At 37.9% G+C, this 14,906-nt stretch carries 15 protein-coding genes; 9 read left to right on the forward strand and 6 right to left on the reverse strand.

Annotated elements, in window-relative coordinates; translation table 11 throughout:
* Positions 1 to 318: 318 nt before the first annotated feature.
* Together M3225_RS10745 and M3225_RS10750 are read right to left on the reverse strand one after the other, a co-directional pair.
* On the reverse strand, positions 319 to 1,713 hold the full coding sequence (locus M3225_RS10745; protein ID WP_251393258.1) for an APC family permease: 1,395 nt from the start codon (positions 1,711 to 1,713) through the stop codon (positions 319 to 321).
* A 41-nt stretch (positions 1,714 to 1,754) separates the two neighbouring features.
* Positions 1,755 to 2,525: a carbon-nitrogen hydrolase family protein gene (locus M3225_RS10750; protein ID WP_251393259.1), complete on the reverse strand. Its 771-nt coding sequence runs from the start codon at positions 2,523 to 2,525 to the stop codon at positions 1,755 to 1,757.
* Between the two features lie 242 nt (positions 2,526 to 2,767).
* On the opposite strand from M3225_RS10750, the gene M3225_RS10755 reads away from it, so the two are divergent.
* Together M3225_RS10755 and M3225_RS10760 are read left to right on the forward strand one after the other, a co-directional pair.
* Positions 2,768 to 4,027, forward strand: a complete 1,260-nt coding sequence (locus M3225_RS10755; protein ID WP_251393260.1) for a sigma-54 interaction domain-containing protein — start codon at positions 2,768 to 2,770, stop codon at positions 4,025 to 4,027.
* 12 nt (positions 4,028 to 4,039) lie between these two features.
* On the forward strand, positions 4,040 to 4,834 hold the full coding sequence (locus tag M3225_RS10760; RefSeq protein ID WP_251393261.1) for a carbon-nitrogen hydrolase family protein: 795 nt from the start codon (positions 4,040 to 4,042) through the stop codon (positions 4,832 to 4,834).
* A 26-nt stretch (positions 4,835 to 4,860) separates the two neighbouring features.
* Here the strand turns inward: M3225_RS10760 and M3225_RS10765 are convergent, their stop codons facing one another.
* Positions 4,861 to 5,733, reverse strand: coding sequence for a glycerophosphodiester phosphodiesterase (locus M3225_RS10765; protein WP_251393262.1), 873 nt, complete (start codon positions 5,731 to 5,733; stop codon positions 4,861 to 4,863).
* 268 nt (positions 5,734 to 6,001) lie between these two features.
* Here M3225_RS10765 and M3225_RS10770 point away from each other — a divergent pair, with 268 nt between their 5' ends.
* The 4 genes from M3225_RS10770 to M3225_RS10785 all read left to right on the forward strand — a co-directional run bounded on the left by M3225_RS10770 (position 6,002) and on the right by M3225_RS10785 (position 8,838).
* Positions 6,002 to 6,721, forward strand: a complete 720-nt coding sequence (locus tag M3225_RS10770; protein ID WP_251393263.1) for an endonuclease V — start codon at positions 6,002 to 6,004, stop codon at positions 6,719 to 6,721.
* A 94-nt stretch (positions 6,722 to 6,815) separates the two neighbouring features.
* On the forward strand, positions 6,816 to 7,409 hold the full coding sequence (locus M3225_RS10775) for a DedA family protein (protein ID WP_014459791.1): 594 nt from the start codon (positions 6,816 to 6,818) through the stop codon (positions 7,407 to 7,409).
* Positions 7,410 to 7,543: 134 nt separating this feature from the next.
* Positions 7,544 to 7,828, forward strand: coding sequence for a DUF3219 family protein (locus M3225_RS10780; protein ID WP_251393264.1), 285 nt, complete (start codon positions 7,544 to 7,546; stop codon positions 7,826 to 7,828).
* 14 nt (positions 7,829 to 7,842) lie between these two features.
* Entirely contained in the window at positions 7,843 to 8,838 is a 996-nt protein-coding gene (locus M3225_RS10785; RefSeq protein WP_251393265.1) for an LLM class flavin-dependent oxidoreductase, read from the forward strand.
* A 35-nt stretch (positions 8,839 to 8,873) separates the two neighbouring features.
* Here the strand turns inward: M3225_RS10785 and M3225_RS10790 are convergent, their stop codons facing one another.
* Positions 8,874 to 9,683, reverse strand: coding sequence for an aminoglycoside phosphotransferase family protein (locus M3225_RS10790; RefSeq protein ID WP_308215738.1), 810 nt, complete (start codon positions 9,681 to 9,683; stop codon positions 8,874 to 8,876).
* Between the two features lie 507 nt (positions 9,684 to 10,190).
* Between M3225_RS10790 and M3225_RS10795 the strand changes: the two genes are divergently transcribed.
* Positions 10,191 to 10,610: a GNAT family N-acetyltransferase gene (locus tag M3225_RS10795; RefSeq protein ID WP_251393266.1), complete on the forward strand. Its 420-nt coding sequence runs from the start codon at positions 10,191 to 10,193 to the stop codon at positions 10,608 to 10,610.
* Between the two features lie 39 nt (positions 10,611 to 10,649).
* Here the strand turns inward: M3225_RS10795 and M3225_RS10800 are convergent, their stop codons facing one another.
* Together M3225_RS10800 and M3225_RS10805 are read right to left on the reverse strand one after the other, a co-directional pair.
* Complete coding sequence (locus M3225_RS10800) at positions 10,650 to 12,236, reverse strand: glycosyltransferase family 39 protein (protein WP_251393267.1); 1,587 nt, start codon at positions 12,234 to 12,236, stop codon at positions 10,650 to 10,652.
* Between the two features lie 154 nt (positions 12,237 to 12,390).
* Complete coding sequence (locus M3225_RS10805; protein ID WP_308215729.1) at positions 12,391 to 12,927, reverse strand: IseA DL-endopeptidase inhibitor family protein; 537 nt, start codon at positions 12,925 to 12,927, stop codon at positions 12,391 to 12,393.
* A 292-nt stretch (positions 12,928 to 13,219) separates the two neighbouring features.
* On the opposite strand from M3225_RS10805, the gene M3225_RS29535 reads away from it, so the two are divergent.
* On the forward strand, positions 13,220 to 13,342 hold the full coding sequence (locus M3225_RS29535; protein WP_285885471.1) for a hypothetical protein: 123 nt from the start codon (positions 13,220 to 13,222) through the stop codon (positions 13,340 to 13,342).
* A 299-nt stretch (positions 13,343 to 13,641) separates the two neighbouring features.
* Positions 13,642 to 14,877 carry a Zn-dependent hydrolase gene (locus tag M3225_RS10810; protein WP_251393269.1) on the forward strand — a complete coding sequence of 412 codons (1,236 nt, stop codon included), beginning with the start codon at positions 13,642 to 13,644 and terminating at the stop codon, positions 14,875 to 14,877.
* Positions 14,878 to 14,906 lie beyond the last annotated feature (29 nt).

Consider the following 14,906-nt stretch of genomic DNA (forward strand, 5'->3'; position numbering starts at 1 on the left):
CGTTGGGGAGGGAAGTTCGAGTAGTCAAGACCGACATGAGAAAGAGGCTGGGACAAACGTATTTTAGATGAAGTGAAAAACGAACCATTAATCAACATGTTTGATTAGTGGTTCGTTTTTTTGTTGTGGTGAACGTAGGTTTTATCTGTTTAATTCCTTCTAGCAGTTGATTGGAGGGCAAGACGAAGACTCCCGCGGAAAGCGAAGTCTGGCACGGAAATCAACTGCGGTGTCACAAGTGGTTCAGCTCATGTATCCCATTTGTTCGTCTTTAGATTGGATTCATTTTGTTATGTTTCAACCTCTTATTTTAAAAAGTTACAATGTTTTTTCAGCAGCTTTTTGATGTACAAGAGAGGAAGATTTCGTTATTTCCTCTTCAGCGAAATCCATTTCTGGAGGAGAAAGCTTAAATCCTTTTGTAAGAAAAGTTAAGTACACAAGTCCAATGGCAGTCCAGATGCTTCCTAGCACTAAGGCGTGTTTATCTAGATTAATAAAGAGATAGAAATCAAGGGCTGCTCCTATAGCTGGTACAAGAAAGTAAAGAAGAAAGCTATTCTTTCTTTCATTTTTTAACGTGAAGTAATAGTGAAAAATGACCGATAGATTTACAAAAATAAATGTTAAAAATGCTCCAAAGTTAATAAAAGAAGTAGATGTACTTACATCAAGCTTAACGGCCAGTAATGAAATGCCTCCTATGAGTAAAATATTCAATAGGGGTGTTTTTGACTTTCGATGAAGATAACCAAATATCTTAGCAGGAAGTACGCCATCTCTTCCCATTGCAAATAACAAACGGGCTCCGCTTGTTTGAGCAGATAAGCCAGATGCGAATTGAGCAATAATTAATCCAGCTAGAAAAATAGAGCTAAATAAATTGCCGCCGATTTGTACGGCAATTTCAAATGCTGCTGAATCAATATTTTTAAAAGATGTATAGTCAGGATGAACAAGCTGTAGAAAATAAGAAGCTCCAATAAAAATGATGCCTCCAATTAGTGTAATAAGAAAGATAGCTTTTGGCATTGTTTTTTCGGGATTAATGGTTTCTTCAGATAGAGTTGTAACAGCATCAAATCCTAAAAAAGAATAACAAGCAATAGAAGCGCCAGCGGCTACAAACGAAAATGTAAGATGCTCGTTCAAGAATGGGTTAAAACTAAAGAGCGCAAAGGGTGATGAACCTTTTATAAGGTATATAATACTTAGTGAAATAAAAATACCGACTACGAGCAATTGGAAAATCATCATTAATGCATTAACGTTCGCTGCCGCTTTTAAGCCAATCATATTGATGACAGTTGTAATAAAAATAAAAGCTAGTACAAATGTCCAAAGAGGGATACTAGGAAAAGCTGTATGTAAATAAACGGCTCCTATAAGCCAAATAACCATAGGAAGAAACAGGTAGTCTAGTAAAACAGCCCATCCAATCATAAATCCGACATACGGATTTATGGATTTTCTTGTATAAGTATAAGCAGACCCTGCAATAGGAAAAGCTTTAGTCATTTTACCGTAGCTATAAGCCGTAAATAGCATAGCAGCTAAAGCCACTATATAAGCAGTGGAAACTAGTCCATGGGTGGTTTCAGCTAACAAGCCATAAATACCAAATACAATCATTGGAGTCATATAAGCAAGTCCAAACAAAACAATATGTGACAACTTCAAAGTTGGAACTGCCTGGTTTCTTTTTGTTTCCATCTTTGCGCCTCCCTTAAAAATTGTTTTTAATCTTCCTATATCTATTTGTACAAATCCGCTCTTCTGTGCATAAGGTAATTAAGCTTCTGATCTTTTAATTCCTCTAAAGAAATAGCTACTGTTGATATTTGTTCCTTGCTACCCATTTTTAAAAGAACTTTTCCTTTACTGTTCACGACTGCACTATGTCCAAAAAAGAATGTATCTTCTTCAGAGCCTATTCGATTGCATAGAGCAATTGGAAGTTCGTTTTCCATAGCACGGCTTTTTAAATAGGTTATTTGATAATGTTCGTAAGGGCTCATGTTAGCAAGCGGGATGATGAGTAAATCCGCTCCTTTTATTTTTAAAGTTCGGGCCACCTCAGGGAATTCAAGGTCATAGCAAATCATTAATCCAATGGTTCCGAATTTTGTTTTGAAAACAGGTAAAGTGTTGCCTGGACGGAAGATTTCAGCTTCCCTGTCAAAAAGATGTGTTTTTTGATACGTACCAATTACAGTTCCGGTATCATCTATAAGAGCAGATGTAATATGATAATGCCCGTTAGCTGTTACTTCAGGAAAAGATATAACGGCGTGGATGCTGTGATCCCTGCAGCTTTGTTGTAAAAGCTGTAAGCTTTCACCACTGACGGATTCAGCTAGTTCCTCAATATCATCCCAAATAAAATAACCTGTTAAACAAAGTTCTGGAAAGACAATAAGGTCAGCCTGTTCGCTTGCAGCTTGCTTGATACATTCATTTATTTTCCGAATGTTTTCTTTTTTATTGCCTAGTAAAGGACAAAACTGAGCAATTGTAATATTCACTGTAAAATACCTCCTCATAATAGTTTTCACTATAAATACAAGCAAGAAGTGTGCCAACGTATTTTTTCAATCAATTCTAATTTTTAATCTTTAAAAAGATGAATTTTTTCATTATACTAATAGGGAGAAAAAGAGAATAAGTCATATTCTGCTTATACAGTTATTTAAAAAGCTAAGATGATGATTTTTATCATCAATGATGCGATTTTTCATTAGGAACAATAGAAAGGAGGAAATGCATAATGAGGAATTCTTCAATAGGTACCTGCGAATCAATAGTAGTCATCACAAATCATGAAGGACGCATTGATACCGTATCTATAAATAATAAACAAACCAGTCGCTTATCGTTGTTTCAAAAAAATATGTTATTTGAAGAAGTTCAGTGGAAAAAGGTCTTTACTGCTGCTCCAGATGACTCTACTCAGTTATTAAACACCTATGAGGGAAGAACCTATCTGTTTACTCTCCACTTTGTCCAAGCGAACTCTTACATAAATCAAATCGTAACATTAGTGAATATATCTCAAAGCATGTTTAACCCTTATTCAAATGAAGGTCAGCATAAAACCGATGAGTTGATTATGGAATCACCTGCTATGAAACGAATTGGTAAAATTATTGAAACAATTGCTCATGTAGGCTCTACTGTTCTTCTACTAGGTGAATCGGGAGTAGGCAAAAGTCAAATTGCTAAATTTATTCATAGAACTAGTACACGTTCAAAGCATTCTTTTATTTCTGTTAATTGCGGTGCTATTCCAGAAAGTTTAATCGAATCAGAGTTATTTGGGTATGAAGAAGGAACTTTTACAGGCGGAAAAAAAGGAGGAAAGGTCGGCTTATTTGAAGCTGCTCATAAAGGAACAATTTTTCTAGATGAAATTGCGGAATTTCCTTTAAACCTACAAGCAAAACTGCTAGGTGTTTTGCAAGAAAGCGCGGTGCGGAAAGTAGGAAGTACAGAAGAAAAGAAAGTAGATGTGCGAGTAATTGCTGCAACAAATAAAAATCTACAGGAGCTTGTTGAGAAAAAATTATTTCGTGAAGATTTGTTCTATAGGCTTAATGTCGTACCGCTCACTATTCCGCCTCTTAGGGAGCGAGAAAAGGACATACATATCTTAATTGATTATTTTCTGTTTAAATACAATACAAAATATCACCTTCAAAAAGAAATTAATGATGAAGTAAAACAAGAACTTATCCAATATAAATGGCCGGGAAACATAAGGGAATTGGAAAACACGATAGAAAGAATTGTCGTAACAAATATGACTGAAAAAGAAGTGTTAGAAGAAAAAAATATACGTGAAAACGTTTGGTCCTTTTCTTCTGAAGCACCAATATCTTTAAAAGAAGCTAAAAGACAAGTAGAAAAAGAATTAATTTTAAAAGCTTACGGTGAATACAAAAGTACTTACAAAGTAGCAGAAGTATTGCAGGTTGATCAGTCTACTATTTCAAAAAAGTTAAAAGTATACAAAAAAGAAGGTTTTTAAAGAGGTGAAGGGATGCGTCAATTAAAAATTGCATTAGCCCAGCTTAGAAGCAATTTGCATGATAAAAATAAAAATTTAAAGAGAGTTTTTGGAACAATGGAAGCGGCTAAAAATCAAGGTGCGGATTTTGTGTTATTCCCTGAATTATTTTTGACTGGTTTTTTGTTAAATGAACAAGTGGAGGAATTAGCTGAATCAGTAGAAGGAGAATTAATCACAAAAGTAAAAAAGTATGCTAAAGAATTACAAATAGGAGTTATTCTTGGTTTTCCAGAAAGGCACCACTTTAAAATATATAATTCCGCTGTATTTATTAATAAGGAAGGTGAGATAGTAGGAACTTATCGTAAAATTCACCTTTTTGATCATGAAAATTTATATTTTACTTCTGGAGATAGTATACCGGTCTTTGATACACCTCAAGGAAAGTTTGGAGTGATGATTACATATGATATGGAATTTCCTGAAGTGGCGCGAATTCTAGCGTTAAAAGGAGCCGAAGTTGTCTTTGTTCTTTGTGCGAACATGATTCCTTACGAGCATCATCAGCACATTTATTTGAGGTCAAGAGCTTTAGAAAATCATATTTTTATTGCAGCTGCTAATAAAGTTGGATTAGAAGACGACTATGTCTATTTTGGTGAAAGTGAAGTTATTAATCCTAATGGGCACTGTGTGTTTAAATCTCTTAATAATGAGGACCTTGCGATTGTTGACATAGACCTATCGTCTTCGGCAAGTTCAAAGGAAATCTTGAACTATTTGGATAATCGAAAGTCAGAGTTATACAGAAGAGAAGGGTTATAAGAGTTCTTTATTAAAGAAAGCTGCTATTACTTTTTCATAGCAACTAAGCGAGCAGTGTGACTCGCGGAGCTTGCGTGAATGGTCTTCCCTATTTTTGTTGATGTTTGCACCCAATTCACTTCATCCGGATAATTCGTAATCACTCCGTCACTTTTTGTTTTCCACAAAAATGAAGCGGGAAGCCGCTTGTTTCCAGACCACGGTGATATTTTCATTCCGGCAGAATGGACTTGGTGGATGAGAGTAGGCGTTAGTATGTCATAAGACGGGTTAAAGTAAGTGGCAAAGGCGGCAAATTGCTGGATTGAGTTTGGGTTTGCATCTTGTTCTGAAGAAGTTAGTATGCCTATAGGAACGTTTGGGAGAAGCTCATGCATTTTTTTCATGGACGAAACGTTAAAAGACTGAATGATAACGTGATCGAGCTGTCGTTTGTTGATTTCAAAAGCTACTTTTCTTTCAATTCCAGAATAAAGTTCCGGGGCTTTTAACTCTATTAATATACCGATTTTTCCTTGAAATTCATCTAACACTTGTGAAAGAGTTGGAATTTTTTCATTTGCAAAAGAATCATTTTTCCAGCTTCCTGCATCCAAGCGCTGAAGCTCAGCGTACGTTAACTCTCGAACGTGTCCGCTTCCGTTTGTCGTTCGGTCTACGGTACGGTCATGCATAATAACGAGTACACCGTCTTTGCTTTGCTGCACGTCAAGTTCAATGTAGTCAGCATTCATTTCTAGCGCTTGGTGAAAAGCAGCCATTGTATTTTCAGGTGCGTAAGCAGAGGCTCCTCGATGCGCAATGTTTGTGAGTTTTTCTTCCGTGCGTGCAAAAGCAGAAGAGGCGATTGAACAGCATAACAAAGCGACTGCGCTTAGACCAGCTAAATATTTTTTCATTACGTTTCTCTCCTATGCGTTGGTATAGAAATAGCGTAACGAAAAAATGTGATACTGATATAGAGAAAGTATGTAGAAAGCGTTGACATTTCGTAAAGAAAAATAGGGACTTTTTCATAGTGATGTTTACAAAAAATGCGTAAAAGAATAGTAAATTTAATCAAATTTTAAGGAAACAGAGCTATAATAAAAGGCGTGAAAAAAAGAATAGGAATTTCTTAGAAAATAGTTGTATAATAGTTTAGTCAGTCAATGAAAGGAATGAAACATGGATATTCAGTACATACATACGTTTACGATGCAAACAAAAGAGGAGTGCCGGACGCTTCAGCAAAAGCTAAAAGCACAAATCGATTTAACATCACGCGTCAAAATGACGCATATACATAACTGTGCTGGTGTTGATGTTGCGTATTGGGAGGAAAACGGCGTATCCTACGGAGCGTGCAGCATTGTAGTGGTTGATTATCAGATGAAAAACGTTGTGGAAAAAGTGCACAGTGTAGGAGAAGTAACCGTTCCTTATCTTCCTGGGTTTCTAGCTTTTCGAGAGCTTCCTTTAATTCTTGAAGCGGCTAAAAAACTTCAAATAGAGCCCGATGTGTTTTTATTTGATGGCAACGGATATTTGCACTATGAGCACATGGGAGTAGCCACACATGCTTCGTTTTTTCTCAATAAACCTACCGTGGGAATTGGGAAAAGCTATTTGAAAATCAATGGACATGATTACGTTATGCCGGACGCTTCAGCAGGCGCTTATGAAGATATTGTGATTGATGACGAAGTTTATGGTAGAGTAGTAAGGACGGCAAAAGGGGTAAAACCTATTTTTCTGTCGTGCGGAAATTATATTGATTTGGACATGTCGTATCAGCTCATGATGCATTTTATCTCAAAAGAAAGTAAGCTTCCGATTCCGGTCCGCCTAGCAGATCTGCATACGCATGAGCTGCCGAAAAAATACCGGCAGTCAGCAGGGAAGTAAGCTGTTCATAATGAGTTCATAGTTTCCTTTTATACTGATGGTTGGAATATAGTAGTAGTGTAAAATTATTAAAGAATGAGTAAGGTGATTAAAGGTGAGTTCATTTATTACGAGTATTTTGGATTTTCTAACGAGCCTTGGCTATTTAGGTATTGCGCTCGGCTTAATGATTGAAATCATTCCAAGTGAAATTGTACTAGCCTACGGGGGGTATATGATTTCTCAAGGCATGATTAGTTTTCCTGGAGCAGTCATTGCTGGAATTATTGGCGGAACGATTGCACAGTGGTTTTTATATTGGATTGGAGCCTACGGAGGACGTCCGTTTCTTCAAAAATACGGGAAGTACTTATTCATTCATGATAAGCATATTGATCTTGCGGAAAACTGGTTTAATAAATACGGTGCGGGTGTTGTTTTCTCTGCTCGTTTTGTACCGGTTGTTCGACATGCGATTTCGATCCCTGCAGGTATTGCTAAAATGCCGTTTTGGAAATTTACGTCTTTAACCGTGTTAGCGATGATTCCTTGGTCGATTTTATTTATTTACTTAGGCGGAAAGCTGGGCGAGAACTGGGCGAACATTGAAGACGTAGCAAGCAAATATACGCTGCCGTTTGTGGTTGCGGCATTTGTTATTATTGTTCTTTATTTCGTGTTCAAACGCACGCGTACAAAGCGCGTATAATATCGTTTTCGGACTAAAAGCATGGCAAGAAGCCATGCTTTTTTTGTATGAGCAAAAAGAAGCTCTTTTATTTGCTCATGACTTCTTCAAGTGCTATTATTTTTCATACGCACTAAAAAAGGAGACGATTTAACGTGGTACAAGAAATTGTATTAAATGATACGCCTATTCAAATTTACAGCTATGAACAAGAGATTGTAAAAGGCAAAACGAAAATTTCAGTTGATTTTAAAGTAACCAGTGAGGAATATCATGATATTACCACACTGTTGTATAAAGGTACTTTTCATGTGAATGTGCCGGAAGAAGACTTAGATTTCCAAGGAACGATTCATCAGTACTCCACGTCTTTTACAAATTTATATGAAAAAGGACAGGTAGGGGATTTTTCATTAAGTTTAATTGAAGTGAACGAATAAGGAGCAGATGCGTGATGAAAGTAAGTATACTCGACCAATCTCCCATTTCATCTCATCAGACGCCAGCTGAAGCGTTAGAAGCATCAATGCAGCTGGCCAAAGCTGGTGACAAGCTTGGCTATGAGCGCTACTGGATTGCAGAGCATCATGATTTGTCTGGACTTGCCTGTTCGGCTCCTGAAGTGATGCTTGGCTATATCGGCGCACAGACAGAAACTATTCGAATTGGGTCGGGAGCGGTGCTGCTGCCTCACTACAAGCCGTATAAAGTAGCGGAAACCTATAACATGCTGGCAACGCTGTTTCCAGGGCGCATTGATCTAGGGATTGGACGCGCGCCGGGAGGGTCAGCTGAAGCAACAAATGCGCTGTCGGATAATTTTTTACAGCAAGTATTTAAAATGCCTGAACTTGTTAAAGAGCTTCTGCAGTTTTTAGACGATAAATTTCCGGCTGAACATGAATACGCAAAGCTTTCAGCTTCGCCGCTGCCGCCTGTCTCTCCGGAACCTTGGCTGCTTGGAACAAGTAAAAAAAGTGCCGAGCTCGCCGCTAGAAACGGAATGGCCTATACGTTTGGTCAGTTTATGAGTGAACAAGACGGTTCAGCTATTATTGATCAGTACAAGCAAGCATTTCAGCCAAGACGAAGCGGTGATCAGCCCTATGCGATTGTCACTGTATCGGTCATTTGCGCTGAAACAACCGAACAAGCACATCGCATCGCAACGAGCTCACTCGTATGGAAAATTCAGCAGGATAAAATGGAAGCAAAAGGTGTACCTTCTATTGAAGAAGCCGCTAGCTACCCGCTTACGGAAGAAGAAGAGAAAAAAATTAAGAAGATGAAAGAAGCCATGGTTATTGGAAATCCAGAAGAAGTGCACGTGCGTCTTCAAGAAGTTCAAGCACACTACGGAGCGGATGAACTAATGCTTGTCACCATTACGCACGATCCGGCTGACCGGTTAAAATCTTATGAGCTTGTAGCAGAGAAATGCAAAAAATAAGAGCCCAAATTAGGCTCTTATTTTTTGTATCCGTACTAGTGCTCATATAAGTGCTGAAATGCTTCTATGGCACTTAAAAAAGAAGTAGCTTCTTGGCGGTCCTCTATTAACCAGTACGTGGCTAGTACAGAATGAGCGTATCCCCACATTAAAACTCGTTTTTTACTTAGGTTCAGTTTCTCCACAAATATATTGATTCGATGGTCAATCGTCTCTGCCACGTTTGTCTTAGGCAAATGATTTAAGAGAAAAGGGATGATTTCGTACTCTTTTTCCCCAATTAAGCCTTTTGGATCGATTATTTTCCACGTATCCTCACCAGACTGTAAGATATTATCATGGTACAAGTCCCCGTGAAGAAGGAAAAGCTGCTGAGAAGAGCGATTTAATTCAGCAAAAATAGTTAGTGCGCTTTGAAGCGTTTCAGAAGAAAGAAAATCAATACCGCTTGGGTACGTTTCTACACACTTTCGAAGCAGTTTCTCTCTTTTAACGGCTGTTTCGATAGTGGAGTCTAAGTGAGGCACACGCCATAAGGATTTCATGAGCCGAGCAGCTATTAACGTAGTTTCGTCTTTAGTTGATAAAGAGGAAAGCGAGCATCCGGGAGATAGCTTTTCAAGCAGTAAAATGCCTTTTTCAGCATCACTGTCCGCTACCTTTACCATGTTCTCTCCAGCTAGTGCTGTCAGTGCTTCTTGCTCATGAAGCAACTCTGAAGGCTCTACAAAAAGTTTGACAACTAGTTCGCTTCCATCTGCTTTACGCGCAGGAGCAACAAAGTGGTAAGAAAGAGGAAAGTGGCTGTGAATGTTGATACACCAGCGCTGTTCACAGCAGTGAATAAGCTGAGGAAAGTCAGCTTATTCACTGCTGTGCTTTATGAGGGTGAAGATGAGTAATCGTATCACAAAATGTTTGAGGCAACGTATACATGCGTTCGTCTCCTTTGTCGTTTCCGATTTTTTCTGATATGCTCATCATATACAGCCTACATAGAATCTGTAAAGAAAGAGGAGGTCGTACATATGAAGAAAGCGAAGATAAAATCCCCCTGATTTCTCATTGGATTTCCGGTTTATATCATTGGATTTGCCATTTTACTTGCGGGAGGCGCACCGGCGTGGCTAGAAACAATGAGTAAAATCATGATTGTTCTTGGGGTAATTTTGCTTATTATTGCAGGAATTGATCTTAAAAAACGAAAAAAATCACTACAAGCCTAAAAAACTGCCGTTTGGCAGTTTTTTTATTTGAAGAAAGGGTAACAAGATAACTAGATAAAAATGTTGAATTATTATTCTTTTTGATGTATAAATATAGATATAGAAAGCAACGGTATTGAGAGGAGAATGAACGTGTCCTACGTAACAAAAAAAGAGATTCCGCCATTTGAGCAGTTTGCAGCTCTGCATGAAGCAAGCGGATTACATAAAAATAAAAAAGGCAATTATACAAAAGAACAGCTGTTTGAAGCGGCAGTCAACAGCTGGTTTAGAGTCGGTATTTATGATAATGAACAATTGATTGCATTCGGTCGTATGATTTCAGACGGAATTTATCAAGCGCTTATTTGCGACGTGATGGTAGACCCATTATATCAAAACAAAGGACTTGGAAAGCAAATTATTGAAGAACTGTTAACGAAATGCCGAGAAAGCGGAATTGAATCAATTCAGCTGTTTGCAGCAAAAGGAAAGCATCATTTTTATAAAAAATTAGGATTTCAAGAAAGAGAAGAAGACGCACCAGGCATGTCGCTTGTTATGTAAAAAGCTCAGTGATCAATCATACTCACTGAGCTTTTTGCATTATGCGGTTTTTAAAACCGTGCGTTTTTGGACCGAATTCCAAGCAACTTTTACTAAATAAACAACAAGCAAAACGTTCAGCATAGACGTAGCGAACATAGAAAATGGATATGACGTGCTGTTTTGCATGTTGCTGTCACCGTATAAAACAAAAAAAGTGTTCATGAAAATACTGATGCTAAATCCAAGGGATAAGTAAAGCAAGCTTTTGTCTTTTAAATAAATGTAAGCGAGCAAAGCAAGCGCTGTTGCTGGAAATAAGTAGCGTTCATGCATGCTTGAAGAAAACGTAAATACTCCTGAAATTTGAATAAGCGCTGCAAGAGCGGCGTATTTGAAGCTGCGTCCTTTTATATAAATAAGCCATGAAAAAACAGTTGTCGCGACGATGAAAATAAGTCCCCACGTATGATAGCTGAAAAACAGCAGCGTTGCAGAGCTGTCTTTATAGTTTGCGCCTATTAAACTAAAGAAGTTATAGGCGTTAACAGAAGCATACGGGTATTCTCCAATGGTTGATGAAAACAAATCAATAATCCACGTTGGACTTTTTCCAACTGAAAAAGGCAATAAAATCGCTGTAGCAGTGAAAGCCGCGGTTAAAGCAATGCCGAAAAAATGTTTCACTTGCTTTAGACGAATGAGTTCGAAAAACAAAATTGGCAGGATAATAATCGCTTGCGGCTTCATTAAGACCGCTGCTGTAAAAATAACGGCTGACGCGTAAATTCTTTTTTCCGTAATCATCACAATCGCTAGGACAATAAGTAAAGTGAAAAATGAATCGACTTGTCCCCAAAACGTTGAATTTATTAAAATGGCCGGATTAAATAAATACCCAATTGCTAACAAATACGCAAAAGAAGATGCCAAGTATTTACGAGCTAAACGATAGAGTAAATAAGATGTGACGATATCTGCTAAAATAGGCGGAATTTTAATCAGCAGCGAAAAATACTGCTGAAAATCCGGTAAACTGCTAACTTTTCCAACTATAAACAAGATATAAATATAAAACGGCGGATAATCGCTTCCGCTTTTAGCGTAGAAATTTGAAAAATGATTGGCCGCAACCGATGCCCAGTTTTTGAAAAGGGACGCATCCATATGAGAACCTACCCACGGAATAAGCGCAATCCGAATAAATAAACCAGTGCCAAGTAATGACCATAAAATAATGCGAGAATGCCGTATAGAATGATGCCATTTCTTTTTCTTTAATAAGCCGTAAACGAAAGCTGCTGCTATAAAAAAGCCCACGGTATAAAGAGCTAGCGGTGTTTTATAGTCTTCATTAGCTCCTTGACTTCCGGCGCCGTTATCCATAGATAAATTATGAAAAGGCGTCACGTGCTCTCCGGACTTGTTGGACGAAGCGGGACCGCTTCCTGAAGGGAGACGATGATCCCTCGAATTATTATCAGGAGCAGCTATACTATTATTAATCTTTTTTAACTGATGACTTTCCTGAATCGAAAATAAATGTTCTTCTCCTTTATAGTGTGATAGTGAAACGATACTGAAAACGAATGCTAAAAGAAAAGCTGCCATTACGATAAAAGCCGTTCTTTTTTGTAGTATGTTCATATAAGATCCTCCGATGACAATGTATCGAATAAGTAGTAGTGTGTATCCATACTATAAGGGGAGTTGGTGAAAATAAAGTGAAACTTCTTTGATAAAGAGCTGAAGAGAGAGCATAAAAAAACAAGGTCTTATAAGACCTTGTTTTTTGTGTTGGTTATAGTACAGCATCAAACTTATTTACTTTCCACTGTGAACCGGATTTATAAAACGTAACGGTGCGTTTTACACTTCCTCCGTCAACCGTTGGAACCGTAAATTGATAAGAGCGAACATCGGCGCGCTGATAAGTTAGTTTTGCTTTTGATTTGTTCCACTCTAGCATACTGAATCCGTCACCGACAGGACGAGCAAGCTTTCCATTATATGTGATATAGCGATAGTTTGTTAATCCTTTTTGAATAGCACTGTTTGTAAAAGTTTCAGATAAATAGCTTACAAGTTTGCTTTTCGTATTAAAATCTTGACAAAGATATGAGTACTGAGTGCCTTTATAATTAAATGTTTTTTGAGTACATAAATTACCTTTAGATCCATGAAGTGCATTCCAGAAATGGTTGCTTGCGTTTGCTGCAATCTTTACCGCATTAGTCGTTGATAGATTTTGTGAGGCTGCTTGAGCTGTAACTCCTGTGCTTAGTGAAAAGAAAAGAGCAAGTGATGCTAAGATTATTCCAAATTTTTTCATTTCCATTTCCCTCCTACTCATTCATTGAAATATATGTAACATTCATGCTGTTAGTATTACAATTGTTACATTTATATTACAATACTTCTTTAAAGAAATAAAGAGTATTTCTTATATATGTTTGAATTATTCCCGTATTTTCTTAAATAAAACGTAGAATTAAAAGAAAACATATAAACAGTATGTCAATTATGTGTCACATATTTCGTCGCTTTACAAGTTCGTATATAATAGGAATAAACTGACCAATACGCTGATGTAGATAAATAGGTCAGGCATAAAAGGAGAACGTAGACTAATGGGTGTTTCAGAAGTAACATCGGGAATTATTATTACCACTGCTGTAATTGCTATTGTGATTATTACAGTTGGTGTTTTGGCTACAATGATTGCGATTGCGAAGAAAGCAAATAGAAAGTAAGTGTGTAGAGGAGAGTTAGTATAATAACTAATTCTCTTTTTTTTGAAAAAAACCTATCGCTATTTTTATAATAAAAATGCATAAATAACGCGTGCATTATTCATAGAAAAAAGCAGGAAATTTACTTTTTGAAGCTAATAGATACATAAGGCAAGCTGCGCACTTTCATTATAAAAATAATGGAAGGAGTTCTAACAGACTTCAAGTGATATCGCCTATTTTATGTCATAATGAATGATATTCATTAACACAGCATCTTAGACGCACTTTATAACCAAATAATGAGGAGAGTGGTTGAGTTGCAACGACAAAAAGTAGCAGTGAATGGAGAAAGGTTAAAAAATACGCTTGAACGATTTGCCGATTATGGACGAACCCCGAATAACGGCGTAACCCGCTTAGCGCTGTCAGAAGAAGATCGGCTAGCACGAGACTATTTTTGTTCATGCTGCCGTGATCTTGGAATGGATATTAAAATCGACGACCTTGGATGTATTTACGCCACGCATGAAGGACTAGAAGATAAGCCGCCTGTTGTGATAGGCTCACACATGGACAGCGTAAAAAAAGGCGGAAGGTTTGACGGAATACTCGGTGTAGTTGCAGGACTAGAATTAGTAAGAACGCTGGTTGAACATAATATTAAGCCGAAGGTACCGATTACGATTGTTAACTTTACGAATGAAGAAGGAGCACGTTTTGAGCCTTCTATGATGGCTTCAGGTATTTTATCGGGCAAATTTCAAAAAGACGTTATGATGAAGAAGACGGATGTTGACGGCGTGACCTTTGAGCAAGCGCTTCAAGCGTGCGGATATGAAGGTGATACGAGTAACCGTCTGACGGAAGCCTCGGCATTTGTGGAATTACATATTGAACAAGGGCCTATTTTAGAAAGAGAAGCCAAATCGATTGGCGTAGTCGAGTGTGTGCTCGGAATGGTATGCTATGAAATTGAAGTTACCGGGGAGTCAGATCACGCTGGCACGACGCCGATGGATATGCGAAAAGACGCGCTTTTTGCCGCCAATAATTTAATTTCTAAAGCCCGTCATGAGCTCGGCAGATTAGATTCAAATTTAGTCTATACAATGGGGCGTATGAACGTACTGCCTAATATTCATACCGTTATTCCAAATAAAGTTATTTTTTCGCTTGAAGCGAGACATACGGATGAAGACATCATTGCATCCGTGGAAAAAGTCATTCAGTCACTACCTGACCAAGCGGAGCTGTTAGAAGGCTGCGAAGTGCGAGTCACCAAGCTTTGGGGGCGCGATACCGTTTGGTTCGATAAAACCATTTGCGATGAAGTGGAAGAATCCGTTCGTTCGCTTGGCTATTCCTATAAGCGAATGGTAAGCGGAGCTGGACATGACGCACAGTTTTTAGCTAGCTATATTCCGACAGCTATGATTTTTATTCCGAGCGTAAACGGAAAAAGTCACTGTGAAGAAGAGTTTACTCCTTGGGAAGAATGCGAAAAAGGTGTAAATGTACTTTTAGAAACGGTAATCAAGTTAGCGCAGAAGTAACGGGAAAAAAGAGTAAATCTGCGAAGGTT

Origin of the sequence: Priestia aryabhattai (assembly GCF_023715685.1) — a bacterium.
In the GTDB taxonomy this organism is placed as follows: Bacteria; Bacillota; Bacilli; order Bacillales; family Bacillaceae_H; genus Priestia; species Priestia aryabhattai_B.